This window comes from Streptomyces krungchingensis (assembly GCF_054729265.1).
In genome coordinates, this window is sequence record NZ_JBPUKY010000001.1 from 9,035,992 (window position 1) to 9,054,552 (window position 18,561).

Sequence of the window (18,561 nt, forward strand, 5' to 3'; positions counted from 1 at the left end):
CGTCGGGCCCACCTGGCAGAGTGGGGCCCACGGACGACGAGGGGGACCCTGGTGGCGGTGGTGGACGGCTGGGAGCGGGCACGGCAGGTCCTCGACGGGGCGGGCCTCGCGCCCGGCCTGCTCGCCGGTCGCCGGACCCTCACGGGCGGGACGTACAACGAGGTCGAGGAACTGCGTCTCACCGACGGCAGCCGCTACGTGGTGAAGTTCCCGCCGCCGGCCACGGCACCGGGCCTGAGCCACGAACGGCGGCTCGTCGTCTCCGAGGCGGAGTTCTGCCGCGCCGCGGCGGCGACCGGTGTTCCCGTGCCCCGTGTCGTCGGCCCCCTTTCCGACGCCCACCTCCTCCTCACCCACTGCCCGGGTACCGCGTGGGGCGATTTCCCCGAGGGCGAAGAGAACGAGCTGCGCGGGGAGTTGGGCGGGCTGGTGGCCCGTCTGCACACGGTGACCGGCCCCGGGTTCGGCTACCCGTCCGGCGCGCTCGGCCCCCTGGCCGGCGACTGGCGCACCGCCTTCACCGCCATGTACGAGGCCGTGCTCGACGACGCCCGCCGCTTTCGCGCCTGGCTGCCCCGGCCCGTGGACGAGGTGGCCAGGACGGCGAAGGCCGCCCACGACCTGCTGGACGAGGTCACCGTCCCCCGCCTCGTCCACTTCGACCTGTGGCGCGGCAACATCCTCGTGGAGCGCTCGGATTCCGGATCGCGTGTCGGCGGGCTGATCGACGGGGAGCGCATGTTCTGGGGCGACCCGCTCGCCGAATTCGTCTCCCTCGCCCTGCTCGACGACATCGAGCGCGACCCGCATTTTCTGACGGGCTATCAAGAAGCTGGCGGTGAGGTGGTGTTCGACGCCGTTACGCGGCGGCGCCTGGCCCTCTACCGCAGCTACCTCTACCTGATCATGCTCGTGGAGACGGTGCCTCGCGCACCCGGTGACGCACAGGTCGCCCGGGTGCGCGAGGTGGTGGCGCCGCAGCTGACCGCCGCCCTCGACGAGGCGGGCCAGGCCCAGTGACCGGTCCCGGCCGCCGGCGGTAGACGCCGGGCACGGGACGGACAGGCCCTACGCCGCGCTGCGCCCCCTTCCCCCGTGCGCGCGGATGATCTCCGCGTAGCGGTGCCCGCTGCCCTTCACCGTGCGCCGCTGGGTCTGGTAGTCGACGTGCACGAGCCCGAAGCGCTTGTCGTACCCGTACGCCCACTCGAAGTTGTCGAGCAGCGACCAGGCGAAGTAGCCCGCGAGCGGAACGCCCTTGCGGACCGCTGAGGCGCAGGCGGCGAGGTGCTGCTCCAGGTACGCGACGCGCTCGGGGTCGTCGACCGTCCCGTCGGGGCGCACCACGTCGGGGTAGGCGGAGCCGTTCTCCGTGACGTACAGCTTGCGCGCGCCGTAGTCCTCCGTCAGGCGGAGCAGCAGGCGCTCGATGCCGTCGGCCTCGACCTCCCAGTCCATGCCCGTGCGATTGACGCCGAGACGCCGGACCGTGCGGACCCGCGGCGCCGGCCCGGTGGGGTCGTCGGCGACGGTGGACGGGAAGTAGTAGTTGAGGCCCAGCCAGTCCAGCGGCGCCGCCATCGTCTCCAGGTCGCCCGGCTGCTCGGGCAGTTCGACCCCGTACACCTCGCGCATGTCGGAGGGGAAGCCGCGGCCGTGGACCGGGTCCAGCCACCAGCGGTTGGTGTGCCCGTCCAGACGGCGTGCCGCCGCGACGTCCTCGGGACGGTCGGTGGCCGGCTCGACGCTCGCCAGGTTGTTGACGATGCCGATCTCGGCGCCGGGGACGGCGGCGCGGACGGCCTGGGTGGCGAGGCCGTGGCCCAGCAGCAGGTGGTACGAGGCCCGCACCGCGACCGCCAGGTCGGTCAGGCCCGGGGCCATCCGGCCCTCCAGGTGCCCGATCCAGGCCGAGCACAGCGGCTCGTTGAGCGTGGTCCAGTGCTTCACGCGGTCGCCCAGCCGCTCCGCGACGACAGCCGCGTACGACGCGAAGTGCTGTGCCGTGTCCCGCGCGGGCCAGCCGCCCCGGTCCTGGAGCACCTGCGGCAGGTCCCAGTGGTAGAGGGTCACCGACGGGGTGATGCCCGCCTCCAGCAGGCCGTCGATCAGGGCGTCGTAGAAGTCGAGGCCCTTCGGGTTGACGGGCCCGTCACCGCCCGGAACCACGCGCGGCCAGGCGACGGACAGCCGGTAGGCGTTGGTGCCGAGCCGGCGCATCAGCTCGATGTCCTCGCGCCAGCGGTGGTAGTGGTCGCAGGCGATGTCCCCGTCGTCGCCGTTGTCGATCTTGCCGGGCGTGTGCGAGAAGGTGTCCCAGATCGACGGCGAACGGCCGTCCTCCGTCACGGCTCCCTCGATCTGGTACGCCGATGTGGCCGTGCCCCACAGGAAGTCGTGCGGGAGAGCGGCGAGGTCGATGGTCACAGAAGTCCTCTCGGAATGGGGGGAGTCGGTCACTTGACGGCACCGGCCGTCAGCCCCGCGACGAGATAGCGCTGCAGGAGCAGGAAGCCGGCGACCACGGGGACGCTGACGACCAGCGAGGCGGCCATGATCTGGTTCCAGTACACGTCGTTGAGCGTGGAGTAGCCCTGGAGCCCGACGGCGAGCGTGCGGGTGGCGTCATTGGTCATCACGGAGGCGAACAGCACTTCGCCCCACGCGGTCATGAAGGCGTAGACGGCGACCGCGACGATGCCGGGGATCGCGGCCGGCACCACGACCCGGAACAGTGCCCCGAGCGGTCCGCAGCCGTCCACCAGGGCCGCCTCGTCGAGGTCGCGCGGCACCGAGTCGAAGTACCCGATGAGCATCCAGATCGAGAACGGCAGCGAGAAGGTGAGGTACGTCAGGATCAGCCCGCCGCGCGACCCGAACAGGGCGATGCCGGTGGCGTTGCCGATGTTGACGTAGAGGAGGAACAGCGGCAGCAGGAACAGGATGCCGGGGAACATCTGGGTCGACAGCACGGTGACCGTGAAGACGCGCTTGCCGCGGAACGAGTAGCGGCTCACGGCGTACGCGGAGAAGACCGCGATCACCACCGAGCACACCGTCGCGGCGCCCGCCACGATCAGCGAGTTCATGAAGTACTTCGCGAGCGGCACCGTCGACCAGATGTCGATGTACGGGCGGATCGTCAGCCCGCTGGGGATCCAGCGGAACTTCCCCGAGACGTCCGCGAGGGGCTTCAGCGAGCTGGAGACCATCACGTACACCGGCACCAGGACGAACCCGGTGAGCAACGTGAGGAAGATCCGCCGGGACCAGAGGAAGGACCGGGGCGGCGCCATCGGGGAGCGGCTGCGGGTCACGGTGCTAGACATCGGCCGTCTTCCTTCCTCGGGAGGTCAGCAGGAGGTAGACACCCGTCACGACCAGCAGGAACAGCAGCAGCAGGACGGACATGGCGGAGCCGGTGCCGAAGTTCCAGGTGACGAACGACGCCTGGTAGATGTGGACCGATATGAGGTCCGCTGCCTCCGGGGCGGTCTTGCCGAACAGCACGTACGGCGTGTTGAAGTCGTTGAACGTCCACAGGAACAGCACCAGCACCAGCACCTGGTTGACCGGGCGGAGCGACGGCAGCGTGATGCGGCGGATCTGCTGCCACATGCCCGCGCCGTCCAGGGCCGCCGCCTCGTAGAGCTCCTGCGGGATGTTCTGGAGGCCGGCCATCACGATCAGGAAGGCGAACGGCCAGCCCTTCCACACCGACACGGTGAGCAGGGCGATGAAGCTGTTGTCGCCGATGAGCCAGAAGGACGGCTTGTCGGTGAGGTGCAGCTGGTCGTGCAGGACGTGGTTCACCAGGCCGTTGTCGTGCTGGAACATGAACACCCAGGTGATCACGGCCGTGTACACGGGCAGCGCGTACGGGATGAGGAACAGCGCGCGCAGCAGCCCCCGGCCGCGGAAGGTGCCCTGCATGTAGATCGCGGCCGCCGTGCCGATCAGCCAGCACAGGCCCACCGACAGCAGCGTGAAGGTGACGGTGACGAAGAACGAGTCGAGCAGCGCCTTGCCCACGGGCGCGTCGAAATCGACCGACACCTTGTAGTTGTCGAGGCCGGACCAGGGCGCGGTGCCCCAGTCGCGGATGTAGAACTGCGTGAGCTCCTTGAAGCTCATCACGATGCCGATGACCATCGGCACCAGGTGGACCAGGAGTTCGAGGACCAGGGCGGGAAGGAGCAGCAGGTACGGCAGCCCGATGCGACGGATCCGCCCGGTGCGGCGCGGGTCGCGTGCCGCACCGGGGGAGTTCTTGCGCACCGTCCGCTCGGCCGCCTCTGCGGTGGCGGTCGTGGTGGTCATGTGGGTGCTCGCACTCACTTCTTCGGCATCTGCTGCTGGGCCTTGTCGAGCTTGGCCTTCACCGAGGCCTCGGTCACCGGACGGCCGGCGGCCGCGTCGGCGAACAGCTCCTTGATCGCCGTGCCGACGGCGGTCTCGAACTGGGACTCGTCGGCGACCTGCGGCAGCGCGGCGGCACTCTGCGCCAGGGTGTCCTTCAGGACCGCGTTCGACGGGGTGTTGAACGTGGCGTCGGACTGGGCGGCCTTGACCGGCGGGATGGAGCTGTACGCCGTGTTGAGGATCTTCTGCTCGGCGTCGCTGGTCATGAACTTCACGAACTTCGTGGCACCGTCGAGGTTGTCGGTGTTCTTGAAGACGGCCAGGTTGATGCCCGCGACCATCGAGTTGACGTTCGCGCCGGTGCCGGGGGTGCCGGACTGCACGGGCACCGGGGCGATGCCGTACGAGTCCTCGCTCATGCCCTGCGACTTGAGGTTGGCGGAGGCGGACTGCCACAGCAGCATCGCGTTCTTGCCCTTGGCGAAGTCGGCCACGGACTGGTTCTGCGCGTACTCGGCGTTGCCCGGGGCGATGATCTTGTCCTTCGCCATCAGGTCGACGTACTGCTTGACCGCCGCGACCACGCCGTCGTTGGTGAAGTCGGCCTTGCCGTCCGCGGTGAAGAAGTCGGCGCCGTGCTGCTTGGCGAAGACGAAGGCGTGGTGGATGTTCTCGGAGGGGTTGGAGCCCTCGGCGCCCAGCCCCCACTTGCCGCCCTTGGAGAGCTTCTTGCCGTCGGCGATCAGCTCGTCCCAGGTGGCCGGCGGCTTGGCGATGCCCGCGTCGGCGAACATCTTCTTGTTGTAGTAGAGGGCGTATGCCATCGAGTACAGCGGCACCGCGGCCGGGTCCTTGCCCTGGGCACCCGTGGAGCCGAGGGCCGAGTCGACGAAGCGGTCCTTGCCGCCGATCTTGCCGAAGTTCTTCGCGTCCCACGGCAGCAGGGCTCCGGTGGCCTGGAGGGAGGCGCTCCAGGTGTTGCCTATGTTCAGGACGTCCGGGCCCTGACCGGAGGTGGTCGCGGTGAGGATGCGGTTGAGCAGGTCGGACCAGGGGACGACCTCCAGTTTCACCTTGATCCCGGTCTGCTTCTGGAACTTGTCGAGCTCGGGCTGGAGCACCTTCTTGTCGATCGCGATGCTGGCGCCCTGGTTGGAGGCCCAGTAGGTGAGCGTCTTGGGGGAGTCGTTGGACCCGCCGCTCGTCGACGAGCCGCCGCCACAGGCGGTCGCGGCGGTCAGCAGGGAGATGGTGACCGCACCGGCGGCCGCGGCTCGGATTCTGCGCATGGCTGCTTGTGTCCCTTTCCCGGAGGGATGGCACGAGGGGCGCCCGCGTTCACTTCTCGAACGCCCCTCATGGCTTAATTTAGGACGTGAGTTAAGACCCGGAAGAAAGTCGCGTCAAGGGATCGCGCAGGGGTATCTTGCAGGTCGGGCAGGCCGGAAGGGAATCTCATGGCGGGGCGGAACGGGCGCACAGTACGTGACCTGCGGCGGGGCAATCGCACCGCCGTACTACAACGGTTGTATTTCGACGGGCCGATGAGTCGCTACGAACTGGGTCCGGTCACCGGACTGAGTTCCGGTTCCATCAGCAACGTGGTCGCCGAACTCGTCGCCGACGGACTGGTCGAGGAGGCCGGCAGCGTCGACTCCGACGGCGGCCGTCCCAGGACCCTGCTGCGCGTCGCGCCCGGCAGCGGCCACATGATCGGCGTCGACGTCGGCGAGACCCGCGTCCGCGTCGAGCTCTTCGACCTCACCCTCACCGAACTCGCGCGCACCGAAAGACCGTTGGAGCGCCAGGGCTACGACGTCGAGGTCATCGTCGGTCACATCCGCGACGGCATCGCCGAGGTGCTCGCCGCGACGGACATCGCGCCGGAGCAGCTCCTCGGCGTCGGCATCGGCGTCCCCGGCATCGTCGCCCGCACCCCGGACCGCGGAGCCGTGGTGCACGGCCAGACGATCGGCTGGGACGCCGTCCCGCTCGAGTCCCTGCTCCGCGCCACCTGCGAACTCCCCGACACCGTCCCGTACTTCGCGGACAACGGAGCCAGGACCCTGGGCCAGGCGGAGATGTGGTTCGGCGCCGGGCGCGGCGCCCGCAACGCGGTCGTCGTCCTCTTCGGCTCGGGTGTCGGCGCCTGCCTCGCCACGGAAGAGGTGGACAACGGCCGGTCCGTCGAATGGGGTCATCTGACCGTACGGGTCCGGGGACGCCGCTGCCGCTGCGGAGCCCTCGGCTGTCTGGAGGCGTACGCGGGTGCGGAGGCCCTCCTGGACCGCTGGCGCGAGGAGGGCGGCCGTCCGCCGGAGGACACCGACGAGGAGACCGCGCTCACCGCGATGCTCGCCGCGGCCTATCCCCCCGAGGACGCCGAGGACACCACGCCCGACCCCGTGGCCCTCGCCGTACTGGAGGAGACCGCCGAGTACCTCGGCGCCGGTCTCTCGGACCTGATCAACCTCTTCCAGCCCGAGCGCATCCTCATCGGCGGCTGGGCCGGCCTCCAGCTCGGTTCCCGCTTCCTGCCCGCCGTCCGCCGGTACGCGGCCTCGTACTCCCTGCGCTACCCCGCCGAACGCGTCACCATCGACCTCGGCAAACTCGGCCCGGACGCCGTCACGGTCGGCGCCGCGATCCTGCCTCTCGCCGACTTCTTCGCACGGGGCGGACGGCGCGCCGAGCCCGTACGGCAGGGCCCGTCGCCCGCATGGCGCACCGCCCTGGAGGAACGCGCCCCGCAGTGATCGCCGGCGACGGAGCCCCGTGTCCCGAAGGCCATGACCCGTGAGGTAATCGACCCACCCGCCCGCTCCCGGAACCATGAAGGGCACAGCGCACCGCCCGTCACGCCCCTGGACTCCGGGAGGACTCCCATGCCGTACTTCGAGAGCCCCGTCGATGGCACCCGGCTGCACTTCGTCGACTACGGTCCCGCCTCCGGACAGGTGATCGTCTTCGTCAACAGCTCCTACTTCGGCACCGAGATGTGGGAGTACCAGATGCTCCCGCTGGCCGAGGCCGGGTTCCGGTGCGTCGGGTTCGACCGGCGCGGGCACGGCCGGTCCGACGACGTGTGGGGCGGCTTCGACCTGGACAGCCTCGCCGACGACGTGGACGGGCTGCTGCGCCATCTCGACCTGCGGCAGGTGACGCTGGTCGGGCACTCCCTGGGCACCGCCGAGGTCGTGCGCTGCCTGACGCGGCACGGCGCCGGGCGGGTGGCCCGGGTGGCGCTCGTGGCGGGCATGGCGCCGGGTCCCGCACGCTCCGCCGACCATCCGGCGGGCGTGGACCCCGCGCTCGTCGAGGCCGGCAACGCGGAGTTCCGCCGCGACCGGGCCGCCTTCTTCGCGGACGGCGCCCGCGCGTTCTTCGCCCTCGACCTGCCCGGCAACGAACTCTCCGAGGCCTATGTGCAGTCGATGGTCGACCGCTGCCACGGGGCGACGGCCCGGGCCGGGGCGGCGCTGGGCGACCTGGTCGTCACCCTGAACGTGGCGCCCGAGATCGCCAAGCTCGACCTGCCCGTCCTCGTCGTCCACGGCACCCACGACGCGTCGGCCCCCATCGAGCTGACCGGTCGCCGTGCGGCGGAACTCGCGCCCGACAGCACCTTCAAGGTCTACGAGAACGCGGGCCACGGGCTGTTCGCCACGCACCGCGACCGACTGACCGCGGACCTCAAGGAGTTCGCGGAAGGCCGTTGAGCCTCCGGGGCGCGCGGCCCGCCGACCGGCGGGCCGGGCGCCCCGGCCGTACGGAGATCAGGCGAACGCGTTCACTCCGGTCAGCTCCGCCGACAGCTCCCACAGTCGCGCGGCCTGCTCGGGGTCGGTCGCGTGGGCGCACACGCCGACCCGGGTGCCGTCCTCCGGCGCGGGCTCGGCGATGTCGCAGTCCTCGCAGTACACGCCGCCCATGCCGGCCAGCTGCGGCGAGGTCGCGGCCCACACCTGGGTGGCCGCGCCCTGCTCGGGCGTCTTGAAGCCCTCGGGGTTCAGTGGGGCGCCGTTCTCGTCGATCCAGCCGCGCTCGACCATCTCCTCGCGCGGGAGGTGGCGCTGGAGCGGTGTGAGGATGCCGCCGGGGTGCAGGGCGAAGGCCCGTACACCGGACTCCTGGCCGAGCCGGTCCAGGTGCACCGCGAACAGCACGTTCGCGGTCTTCGCCTGCCCGTAGGCCTCCCACTTGTCGTAGCCGTTCGCCCAGTGCACGTCGTCCCAGCGGATGCCGGAGAAGTGGTGACCCGCGGACGACACCGACACCACGCGCGCGCCGCCCGGTGCGATCGCCGGCCAGAGCCGGTTCACCAGTGCGTAGTGCCCGAGGTGATTGGTCGCGAACTGGGCCTCCCAGCCAGGTCCCACCCGCGTCTCGGGGCAGGCCATGATCCCGGCGTTGTTGATCATCAGGTCGACGGTGCGGTCCGAGGCGAGGAACCGCTCGGCGAAGGCGCGGACGCTCTCCAGGTCGCCGAGATCGAGCTCCTCCACCTCGACCGCCTCGATGCCGTCCAGCGCCTCGCGCGCCGTGTCCGGGCGGCGGGCCGGGACGACGACCCGGGCGCCCGCCTTGGTGAGGGCGCGGGTCGTCTCCAGCCCGAGGCCCGAGTAACCGCCGGTGACGATCGCGAGTTTTCCGGAGAGGTCGATCCCGTTCAGGACGTCGTCGGCGGTGCTCCGGGCGCCGAAACCAGAACCGATCTTGTGCTGTGCAGTGCTCATGCTCCGCACGCTACGAATTGAAGTGAACTCGAAGTCAAGCGCGGCCCGCCCGGGCAAGGGAAAGGCCCCGACCGGACGGGGGAATCTCGGTCGGGGCCGTATGTGGGGGCCCGGATGGCGGTCGCCTCTCGGCGAAAGGCTCCACAGGGCTTCAGCCGAACGATCGTCCCTGTGGGCATGTGGTGAGGCCCGGGGACACTGTCCCATCCGCACCCACGAGTCGTTCAACGGGAAACTACCCGCGAGTGTTCCCCGGGGTCGAATCCGGCCGCGGTGATCTACGTCACGGGCCCGGTGCCCGGCCTGTCACGGTTTCACCGCGCCCAGGACCGGCGCCGGTGTCTCGCCGACCCGGCTGCCGGACGCGCCCCCGTCTCCGGGACCGTCACGGTTTCACCGCGACCGCGCCGAACTGGGGGACGACCGCCGCGGCGTCCCCGTCGGCGTGCCAGCGCGAGCACGAGACGAGTCCCGGCGCGACCAGGTCCAGGCCGTCGAAGAACGCGGCGATCTCCGCACGGCTGCGCGCGGTGATGGGCGGGGTGGCGTTCTCGTTCCAGAACTTCATCGCCTCGACGTTGCCCTCGCCGCCCAGGTCCGAGTCGGTGGTGGGGTGCGTCAGGACCAGGCAGCTGCCGGACGGGACCGCGGCCATGACCGTGCGCACGATCTCCCGCGCCTGCTCGGTGTCGAGGACGAAGTTGAGGATGCCGAGCATCATCACGGCGACGGGCCGGGTGAGGTCGAGGGTCGTGGCGGCCCCCTGGACGATGGTGTCCGGACGGTGCACGTCCGCGTCGATGTAGTCGGTGCTTCCCTCGGGCGTGCTCGTCAGCAGCGAGCGGGCGTGCACCAGCACGATCGGGTCGTTGTCCACGTACACGATCCGCGCCTCCGGCGCGATGCGCTGCGCGATCTCATGGGTGTTGTCCAGCGTGGGCAGCCCGGTGCCGATGTCCAGGAACTGCCGCACCCCGCACTCGGCCGTCAGGTGGGTGACGGCGCGGCCGAGGAAGGCCCGGTCCGCCCGGGCCACGTCACGGATCACCGGGAACATGGACGCGACCTGGTCGCCCACCGCCTGGTCGACCTCGTAGTGGTCCTTGCCGCCGATCCAGTAGTTCCAGACGCGGGCGTTGTGCGCCACGCCGGTGTTCAGTCGCGGGGACCCGCCGGTTGGGCTCTGGCTGTCACTCACGCGTTCTCCTCCCTGCGCGCCCCGGTCCCTCCCGGGCGCGTACGGCCGCCGTGGGCGGCACCGGACCGTCGCCGCCGACCGGCCGCCGCGTGCGGCACCCGACCGTCGCCGCCATTGTGCCGCCCGGTGATCACGACGTCCCGGGAATCCGCGCATGCGGCACGTACTCCCGTTCGACGGGCGGATCGCATGGGGCCGAGGGGCCGGTCGCGAGGGAGCGACGGGCCGGTCGCGCAGCGCCGATGGGCCGGTGGTCCATGGCCGAAGTGCCGGTGGTGCAAGGCCGAAGGGCCGGTCGTGCATGGCCGAGGGGCCGGTCGCGAGGGATCGACGGGCGGGGGCAGGGGCAGGGGACCGCGGGGGAGTGCGACCGCTGCCGGACGCGGGCCCGGCAGCAGGGCGGGTCCGTCCCGGTGGCGCGCGCCCGGTCGCAGGGCGGGGTCGTCCCGGTGGTCCGTGCCCGATCGCAGAGTGGGGGGTCGTCCCGGCGGTCCGCGTCCGGCCGCAAGGCGAGGCCCGTCCCGGTCTCAGGGCGGGTTCCGTCCCGATGGCCCGCGCCCGGTCGCAGGGCGGGGTCCGTCCAGGTGGACCGCTCCCCGCCGGGCTCCACGCCCGGCGCAGGTGCCGCCGGAGCACACGTCAGACGTGGCTCGCACGCTCCGGTGTCACCCGGTCCCCGGTCCAGGCCAGCAGTTCCTCGACGGTCCAGGTGGTCACCACGCGCTCGGCGGGCACCCCGCACTCCTCGGCCCGCACACAGCCGTACCCCTGCCAGTCCAGCTGCCCGGGCGCGTGCGCGTCGGTGTCCACGGAGAACAGCACCCCCGCGTCGACCGCACGGCGCAGCAGCCGGCGGGGCGGGTCGAGCCGCTCGGGACGGCTGTTGATCTCCACGGCCGTCCCTGATTCGGCGCAGGCCGCGAATACGGCGTCCGCGTCGAACTCCGATTCGGGCCGGCCGCGCCCGCTGACGAGACGGCCCGTGCAGTGTCCGAGCACGTCGGACAGCGGATTGCGCACGGCGGCCACCATCCGCCGGGTCATCGAGCGCGCGTCCATGCGCAGTTTGGAGTGCACCGACACGACCACGACGTCCAGCCGGTCCAGCAACTCCGGCTCCTGGTCGAGCGATCCGTCGTCGAGGATGTCGCACTCGATGCCGGTGAGCAGCCGGAAGGGCGCCCACTGCTCGTTCAGCTCCGCCACCACGTCCAACTGCTCGCGCAGCCGCTCCGGGGAGAGTCCGCGGGCCACGGTCAGTCGCGGGGAGTGGTCCGTGAGGACCGCCCACTCGTGGCCGAGCCGGGCCGCCGTCCGGCCCATGTCGCGGATCGGACTGCCGCCGTCCGACCAGTCGGAGTGCAGATGACAGTCGCCGCGCAGCAGTGCCCGCAGTGCTTCGCCGCCCCGGACGAGCGGCTGCTCGGTCTCGCCCTCCAGACGTTCCAGGTAGGCGGGCACCTCACCGGCGAGCGCCTCGCGCACGACCTGCGCGGTCTTCGGGCCGACGCCCTTGAGCGACTCCAGCGTCCCGGTCGCCGCGCGCTCCGCCACGCCCCCGGGAGGCAGGCCGGCGAGTACCGACTCGGCGGTCCGGAAAGCCCGGACGCGATAGGTGGGCGCCTGGGACCGCTCCAGCAGGAACGCGATGCGGTCCAGGGCCTCCAAGGGGTCCATTCGCCGCCTCCTTCGCTCCTGATCGCACCGGATCGGCCTTGATGCGCGTCCAGTCCGAGCCCCGGTCCTGATCCGCACTCCGGCTCTGCCGCACGCCCCCGGGGCGGTTCCTCCAGCGTTGCCCAGCCGTCGTGACCCCGCACGGCGGGGCGTGCGGCCGGCCGTGGCGTCCGTACGCCGTGGGCGCTCCGGCTGCTCACCGGCTGATCGCCCGGCCGCTCACCCGGCCGGGCGAAACACGCCGAGCCGCACCGTGGCCCCGTGGGAGTACGGTCCGGACGCGGATGCCCGCGGCGCTCGGCCGCTGATCCGCCGGAACCGCTCTACGCTCTATTCATGACCGAAATCGCGAGCCCCTACATTTCCCACCCGCGGATCATGGTGCTCGGAGTCCAGCCCGGAACGCCGCCGTTCCGGATCATGGAGATCGACGGCGAGGTCGTCGGCTCGGCGAAGGCGATCACCGACGTCCTGGAGACCGCAGCGGCCTACGGCATCACCGTCCATGATCTCGACGACCCCGAGGTGGTCCGCTGGGTGGGCGGAGACAAGCTCACCTGGACGCCGCACACCTAGGCCGCCCGAGCTCCGCCCCGGCACCCGGCTTCGCGCATCGGGCACCGGGAAACGCCGAGCGGGCAGGGACACCCGGCCGTGGGACGAGAGCGCCGCCCGGCCGTGAGACGGCACGCCCCAGTCGTGAGACGGCACGCACCGGCCGTGCGGTGGCACGCCCCGGCCAGGCGGCCCCCAGGCCGAGAGCCGGGGCGGCGTGGCGGGCCGAAGGGCGGCGGGGAGCGCGCGGACCTGCGGGTTTCGCGCCGTTGCGAGCCGGGGGAGCGCGAATGCCCCCACACCTCGCCAAAGATCATTATTCGGTGGGAACCGTGCATGGCCCCGATCCCGCGAGGGCACGTTGACCTCGCCGGGTGATCACGACGACCCCGGCGCCCCCTCGTCCCACCGGGAGTCGTCATGTTCCGTGGCTTCGCCGTGCCCGCCGCCGCCCTCGCCGGCACCGCCCTGGCGGCCTCGGCGCTCCTCGCGGCCCCGTCCGCGACCGCCTCCGAGGCCCGCCGCGCCGGAGACGTGTGCTTCTGGACCGCGGCCGGACAGCACGGCAGTTCCTGGTGCTACACACCACCGGGCTATACGGACGTGCCCGAGTTCCTGCACGACAAGGCCGCGTCCTTCCGCTCCACCGCGGACACCGCCGTGTACGCCATCGACTGGGGCCGCGACACCTGCCACTACCGGCTGATCCGTGCCCGCGACCTGGCCGACAACTGGCCCTGGGGAGCCCGCCTCGACGGCGTGGCGGACACGACGATGGGCTGCGAGGTCGGCTGAAACGTGAGCCGTCCCAGCCCACCACGGACCACGAAGCCGTCGACGCCGGTGCTCCTCGCGTTGCTGGGGGCGCTGACGCTGACGGGCTGCGCCACGGACGCGGAGACCGCACCCGGCGAGGACCCGCGCGGGGCGCTGACGCTGCCGGCCACCGAGCGCGGCAAGGACGACCTCATCGACACCGCCCAGCAGGTCCTCGTCGAACGCTGCCTGGCCGGCCAGGGGCTGACCCTGCGTCACGTCCCGTCCGGCCGCGACGGCTCGTCCGAGCGGGACCGCCGGCTTCAGGCGGCCCTGTTCGGCGCCGGCCGGTCCGAGCTGTCCGTCACCCTCGCCACCGGATACACCGTGACCGGTCACACCGACGGATGCCTGGCCGCCGCGCAGCGCGAGCTGTACGGCGACCAGCCGCTCTGGTTCCGCAGCCGCGTCGTCGTCAACAACCTCCGTGCCGAGGCCCAGCAGCGCATGGACCACGACCCCGACTACCACGCGGCGCGGGCCCGTTGGACCCGCTGCGTCACTCCGTCCGACGGGCCCCGGCCCGAGCGGCCCGACCCCGCCGTCTCCGCGCGCTGTGCCCGGGCGAGCGGCCTCGCCCGGCTCAGGGCCCGCCTGGAGCCGGCGCTGCTGAACCAGGTCCGCGCCGACCGGCGCGACCAGCTGACCACCTACCAGCGGCTGCGCACCCGCGCACTGCAGCGCGCGGCGGCCCTGTACGCCGCGCGGACCGTCCCGGTGAACCGACAGAAAGGCAGTACCACCTCGTGATCATGAAGCGCCTCGCCACCTCCGCCGCCGCGGTCGCTCTCGCCCTCGGCAGCGGACTGGCCCTCGCCGCGCCCTCCGGCGCGGCGGACTGCCCGAGCGGCGAGTTCTGCGCCTGGGAGAACGCCAACTTCGCCGGCCAGCGTGCCAACTGGTCGGGGGACGACGGCTGGTGGGAGAGCTGGATCGCCGACACCGACTCCTCCTGGGCCAATCACGGCATCTCGGCTCCGGGGGTCAAGGACCACGTCAAGGTCTACGAGGACGCCTATCAGGGCGGTGACATGACGATCTGCCTCACCCCCGGCGAGGAGGTCGGCTACAACGGCGTCGCCAACGACCGTGGAGACTCCCACACTTGGGCGATGAGCTGCTGACCGGCTCACCGGCTCACCGGCTGATCGGCTGATCGGCTCGATCGGCTGACCCGGTCCACCCGGCTCCGTCCGCCCGCGGTGGGGGCCGCGGGCGGGCGGTCGAAAGGAGGGAAGGGGGAAGGGGGAAGGGGGGACGGATCCGGCGTGGAGAGAACCGGGCCCGGGCGGTCGAACCGCCCGGCCCGGAACTCGTCGTGGGACCCGTACGAGCCGAGTGAAGGTCCGGGACGCCTCGGAGACGTCCGCCCGGGCCCGTTCGCCGCCCCTCCTCCGGGCCGACCGCCTCAGCGGTCGGCGGGCTGGAAGCCGCGCAGTCGCAGGCTGTTGCCGACCACGAAGACCGAGGAGAACGCCATGGCCGCTCCCGCGATCATCGGGTTGAGCAGGCCGGCTGCCGCGAGCGGCAGGGCGGCGACGTTGTAGGCGAAGGCCCAGAAGAGGTTGGACCTGATGGTGGCCAGCGTCCTGCGGGAGAGACGCATGGCGTCCGCCGCGACCCGCAGGTCGCCCCGCACGAGCGTCAGGTCGCCGGCCTCGATCGCGGCGTCCGTGCCGGTGCCCATCGCCAGACCCAGGTCGGCCTGTGCCAGAGCGGCGGCGTCGTTGACGCCGTCGCCGACCATGGCGACCGAACGGCCCTCGCTCTGCAGGCGCTTGACCACATCGACCTTGTCCTGAGGCATGACCTCGGCGATCACGTGCCCGGGCGCGATGCCCACCTCGGCCGCGACCGCCTCGGCGACCGCCTTGTTGTCGCCGGTCAGCAGCATCGGTGTCAGGCCGAGGGCGCGCAGCCGCTCGACGGCCTCCGGGCTGGTCTCCTTGACGGCGTCGGCGACCTCGAGGACCGCACGGGCCTCGCCGTCCCAGGCGACCGCGACGGCGGTACGTCCGGCTTCCTCGGCTCCGGCCTTGGCGCGCCGCAGTTTCTCGGGCAGGGCGATGACCCACTCGTCCAGCAGCTTCTCCCGGCCGACGAGGACGGCGTGGCCCTCGACGATGCCCTGGACGCCGAGCCCGGCGACATTCGCGAAGTCCTCCGGGGCGGGGAGCGTGCCCACCCGGGCGACGGCGCCGGAGGCGACGGCCTGGGCGACGGGGTGCTCGGAGGCGTGCTCCAGGGCACCGGCCAGGCGCAGGACCTCCGTCTCGTCCGTGCCGTCGGCGATGTGCACGGCGAGGAGCGTCATCCTGCCGGTGGTCACGGTGCCGGTCTTGTCCAGGACGATGGTGTCGACCCTGCGCGTGGTCTCCAGCACCTCGGGCCCCTTGATGAGGATGCCGAGCTGCGCGCCGCGTCCGGTGCCGACCATGAGGGCGGTCGGCGTGGCGAGCCCCAGGGCGCACGGGCAGGCGATGATCAGGACTGCGACCGCGGCGGTGAAGGCTGCGGTCAGGCCCGCGCCGTTGCCGAGCCAGAAGCCCAGGGTGCCGAGCGCCAGGGCGATCACGACAGGGACGAACACCGCGGAGATCTTGTCGGCGAGCCGCTGGGCGGCGGCCTTGCCGTTCTGCGCGTCCTCGACCAGCTTCGCCATCCGGGCGAGCTGAGTGTCGGTGCCGATCCGGGTGGCCTCCACGACCAGGCGCCCCCCGGCGTTCAGTGTGGCGCCGGTGACGGCGTCCCCCGTACCGACCTCGACCGGGACCGACTCGCCCGTCAGCATGGAGGCGTCGACGGCGGACGCTCCCTCGACCACCACGCCGTCCGTGGCGATCTTCTCGCCGGGCCGGACGAGGAACCGGTCACCGACCGCCAGTTCGCCGACAGGGACGATTTCCTCCCCGCCGCCACGCAGCACCGTGACGTCCTTGGCGCCCAGCTCCAGCAGCGCCTTCAGTGCCGCGCCGGCCTTGCGCTTGGAGCGCGCTTCGAAGTACCGGCCGGCCAGGATGAAGGCCGTGACACCCGCCGCGGCCTCCAGGTAGATGTTCCCGGCACCGTCGGTGCGGGCGATGGTGAGTTCGAAGGGGTGCGTCATGCCGGGCGTGCCGGCCGTACCGAAGAACAGCGCCCACACCGACCACAGGAATGCGGCTGACGTACCGACCGATATCAGCGTGTCCATGGTGGCGGCGCCGTGTCTGGCGTTGGTCCAGGCCGCCTTGTGGAAGGGCCAGGCGGCATACGTCACGACGGGCGCCGCCAGCGTCAGCGAGAGCCACTGCCAGTACTCGAACTGCAGCGCCGGGATCATGGCCGTCGCGATCACCGGTACGGCCAGGACCACGGCGGCCGTCAGCCGCCGGCGCAGTGGAAGCAGCTCGTCGGCGTCGTCCTGTGCGGGGCCACCGTCCGCTTCCGGTGCGGTGCGTACGGGTTCGGGCTCGCGCGCGGTGTAACCGGTGGCCTCCACCGTCGCGATCAGATCGCCCACGCTGACGTCCTCGCGGTAGGTGACCTTCGCCTTCTCGGTGGCGTAGTTGACGGTGGCCTCGACCCCGTCCATACGGTTGAGCTTCTTCTCGATGCGGGCGGCGCACGAGGCGCAGGTCATGCCGCCGATGGCCAATTCGACCGCGGCGGCACCGGGCGTGGTGGTGGTCATGTCTGCTCCTCGGAACGTACGGACCCTCGACGGTGCGAGGGGGTGGGGCAGGGAGGGGCCACGAAGTCAGGAGCCCCTCCCGGCTCTTGCTCAGGCAGTCACGCGTCCGGCGAAGTCGTAGCCGGCCTCGTCGACGGTCTTGGCGATCAGGGCGTCGAGCGCCTCGTCGGGCTCGGCGGCCGTCGTCACGGTGACCAGGCCGGTGCCGATCTCGACGTCGACCGCGGTGACTTCGTCCAAGCCGCCCACGGCGTCGGTGACGACGCCCTGGCAGTGCGCGCTGCCGATGCCCACGACCTTGTAGGTGGTGGTCGTGACCTGCGCGTCGGTGTGGCAGCTTCCGTCAGGGGTGCAGCAGTTCGGCATATGGGTTCTCCAGGACTGGCGGACGTAGGTGAGTCGTATACCCCGCGGGGGTATGTCGGGCAACGGCTCCATGTATACCCCCCACCCGTATTCAGGGCAAGCGTTCATCACGCTTGACTTCATACCCCCTGGGGGTATGTTGAAGGCGAGTTGGCCGTCCGTCATGAGCGGCCCGACGATGAGGAGTGAGCCATGAACACCGGATTGCGGATCGCCGTCTTCGCCGCCGCTCTCGCCGCGACGTTCGGCACCGCCTACGGCGTGGGCGGTGCGGTCGACGCGATCTCGCCCGAGCCGAAGGGCGGTGCGCACGAGGAGCATGAGGGTCGCGCGGGTGCCGGTCACGAGGAGCACGGCGGCGGCCCTGCTGCGACGGGCCCGGGGGGCCTCGAGGTCTCGAAGAACGGCTACACGCTCGACCTGAGGACCCCGCGTGTCGAAGCCGGCGAGAAGGCGGCTCTGCGCTTCGCCGTGGTGCGGGACGGAACCGGCCGCAACGTCACCGCGTACCAGCGTGAACACGGCAAGGAGCTTCACCTGATCCTCGCCTCACGCGACCTCACCGTCTACCGCCATCTGCATCCCACCCGGGCCGCCGACGGCACCTGGTCCACACCCGTGGAACTGCCCGAAGCCGGCGGCTACCGCGTGTTCGCCGACTTCAGGCCCGAGGGCGGCGAGGCGCTCACGCTCGGCGCGGACCTCGCGGCATCCGGAACGTACGCGCCCGCCGAGCTGCCGCGACGCAGCGCCACCGCCGAGGTCGACGGTTACGAGGTGACGCTCGACGGCACCCTGGTCCCGGGACGGGCCGAGGAGTTGACGCTGAGGGTGGCGAAGGACGGCAAGCCGGTCCGGGACCTCCAGCCGTACCTGGGCTCCTACGGCCACCTGGTCGCCCTGCGCTCCGGTGACCTCGCCTACCTGCACGTCCACCCCAACGGCGGGCCCGGCGACGGCAGGACCAGGCCCGGTCCGGAGGTCTCCTTCACCGCTACGGCGCCCAGTGCCGGCACGTACCGCCTGTTCCTGGACTTCCGGCACGACGGCAAGGTGCGCACGGCGGCCTTCACCGTGCATGTGGGCGGCGCGACGGACGAGTCCGCGACCTCGCACGGCGAGCCCGCCGAGCAGGGGGCCGGGCATACGCACTGAGACCCGGCCCCCTGCGGACCGCC

At 71.7% G+C, this 18,561-nt stretch carries 17 protein-coding genes; 8 read left to right on the plus strand and 9 right to left on the minus strand.

Features of this window, described 5'->3' with window-relative positions:
* Positions 1–57: 57 nt before the first annotated feature.
* A complete protein-coding gene (locus ACSYGO_RS39170) occupies positions 58–1,020 on the plus strand; it encodes a phosphotransferase family protein (protein WP_460389815.1) in 963 nt (320 codons plus the stop codon).
* Positions 1,021–1,068: 48 nt separating this feature from the next.
* Here the strand turns inward: ACSYGO_RS39170 and ACSYGO_RS39175 are convergent, their stop codons facing one another.
* From ACSYGO_RS39175 to ACSYGO_RS39190, 4 genes are read right to left on the minus strand one after another with little or no spacing between them, the layout of a single operon-like run.
* Entirely contained in the window at positions 1,069–2,427 is a 1,359-nt protein-coding gene (locus tag ACSYGO_RS39175) for a GH1 family beta-glucosidase (protein WP_460389527.1), read from the minus strand.
* 29 nt (positions 2,428–2,456) lie between these two features.
* The gene (locus ACSYGO_RS39180) at positions 2,457–3,329 is read right to left on the minus strand and encodes a carbohydrate ABC transporter permease (protein WP_078628812.1); all 873 of its coding nucleotides are present in this window, start codon (positions 3,327–3,329) and stop codon (positions 2,457–2,459) included.
* Positions 3,322–4,320 carry a carbohydrate ABC transporter permease gene (locus ACSYGO_RS39185; protein ID WP_460389528.1) on the minus strand — a complete coding sequence of 333 codons (999 nt, stop codon included), beginning with the start codon at positions 4,318–4,320 and terminating at the stop codon, positions 3,322–3,324. Before ACSYGO_RS39185 ends, ACSYGO_RS39180 begins: the two co-directional genes overlap by 8 nt.
* Positions 4,321–4,334: 14 nt before the next feature.
* Positions 4,335–5,651, minus strand: coding sequence for an ABC transporter substrate-binding protein (locus tag ACSYGO_RS39190; protein ID WP_432177034.1), 1,317 nt, complete (start codon positions 5,649–5,651; stop codon positions 4,335–4,337).
* A gap of 168 nt (positions 5,652–5,819) precedes the next feature.
* On the opposite strand from ACSYGO_RS39190, the gene ACSYGO_RS39195 reads away from it, so the two are divergent.
* Together ACSYGO_RS39195 and ACSYGO_RS39200 are read left to right on the plus strand one after the other, a co-directional pair.
* A complete protein-coding gene (locus tag ACSYGO_RS39195) occupies positions 5,820–7,118 on the plus strand; it encodes an ROK family transcriptional regulator (RefSeq protein ID WP_345656842.1) in 1,299 nt (432 codons plus the stop codon).
* 129 nt (positions 7,119–7,247) lie between these two features.
* Complete coding sequence (locus tag ACSYGO_RS39200) at positions 7,248–8,081, plus strand: alpha/beta fold hydrolase (protein ID WP_460389529.1); 834 nt, start codon at positions 7,248–7,250, stop codon at positions 8,079–8,081.
* A 57-nt stretch (positions 8,082–8,138) separates the two neighbouring features.
* Here ACSYGO_RS39200 and ACSYGO_RS39205 read toward each other — a convergent pair whose 3' ends face one another.
* The 3 genes from ACSYGO_RS39205 to ACSYGO_RS39215 form a co-directional block, all read right to left on the minus strand.
* On the minus strand, positions 8,139–9,098 hold the full coding sequence (locus ACSYGO_RS39205; RefSeq protein ID WP_426676679.1) for an SDR family NAD(P)-dependent oxidoreductase: 960 nt from the start codon (positions 9,096–9,098) through the stop codon (positions 8,139–8,141).
* A gap of 385 nt (positions 9,099–9,483) precedes the next feature.
* Positions 9,484–10,296, minus strand: a complete 813-nt coding sequence (locus tag ACSYGO_RS39210) for an SAM-dependent methyltransferase (protein WP_460389530.1) — start codon at positions 10,294–10,296, stop codon at positions 9,484–9,486.
* A 639-nt stretch (positions 10,297–10,935) separates the two neighbouring features.
* Complete coding sequence (locus tag ACSYGO_RS39215; protein WP_460389531.1) at positions 10,936–11,973, minus strand: PHP domain-containing protein; 1,038 nt, start codon at positions 11,971–11,973, stop codon at positions 10,936–10,938.
* 336 nt (positions 11,974–12,309) lie between these two features.
* Here ACSYGO_RS39215 and ACSYGO_RS39220 point away from each other — a divergent pair, with 336 nt between their 5' ends.
* From ACSYGO_RS39220 to ACSYGO_RS39235, 4 genes are all read left to right on the plus strand, one after another.
* Positions 12,310–12,549, plus strand: a complete 240-nt coding sequence (locus tag ACSYGO_RS39220; protein ID WP_426676676.1) for a hypothetical protein — start codon at positions 12,310–12,312, stop codon at positions 12,547–12,549.
* A gap of 399 nt (positions 12,550–12,948) precedes the next feature.
* Positions 12,949–13,323 carry a hypothetical protein gene (locus ACSYGO_RS39225; protein ID WP_432175855.1) on the plus strand — a complete coding sequence of 125 codons (375 nt, stop codon included), beginning with the start codon at positions 12,949–12,951 and terminating at the stop codon, positions 13,321–13,323.
* 3 nt (positions 13,324–13,326) lie between these two features.
* Complete coding sequence (locus ACSYGO_RS39230) at positions 13,327–14,094, plus strand: hypothetical protein (protein ID WP_460389532.1); 768 nt, start codon at positions 13,327–13,329, stop codon at positions 14,092–14,094.
* Between the two features lie 2 nt (positions 14,095–14,096).
* Positions 14,097–14,468 carry a peptidase inhibitor family I36 protein gene (locus ACSYGO_RS39235; protein ID WP_426676916.1) on the plus strand — a complete coding sequence of 124 codons (372 nt, stop codon included), beginning with the start codon at positions 14,097–14,099 and terminating at the stop codon, positions 14,466–14,468.
* Between the two features lie 284 nt (positions 14,469–14,752).
* Here ACSYGO_RS39235 and ACSYGO_RS39240 read toward each other — a convergent pair whose 3' ends face one another.
* Positions 14,753–17,017, minus strand: a complete 2,265-nt coding sequence (locus ACSYGO_RS39240) for a heavy metal translocating P-type ATPase (protein WP_460389533.1) — start codon at positions 17,015–17,017, stop codon at positions 14,753–14,755.
* 90 nt (positions 17,018–17,107) lie between these two features.
* On the minus strand, positions 17,108–17,383 hold the full coding sequence (locus ACSYGO_RS39245; protein WP_426676672.1) for a heavy-metal-associated domain-containing protein: 276 nt from the start codon (positions 17,381–17,383) through the stop codon (positions 17,108–17,110).
* A 192-nt stretch (positions 17,384–17,575) separates the two neighbouring features.
* Between ACSYGO_RS39245 and ACSYGO_RS39250 the strand changes: the two genes are divergently transcribed.
* Positions 17,576–18,538 (plus strand): hypothetical protein, encoded by a 963-nt coding sequence (locus ACSYGO_RS39250; RefSeq protein ID WP_460389534.1) that lies wholly within the window; start codon positions 17,576–17,578, stop codon positions 18,536–18,538.
* Positions 18,539–18,561: the final 23 nt, after the last annotated feature.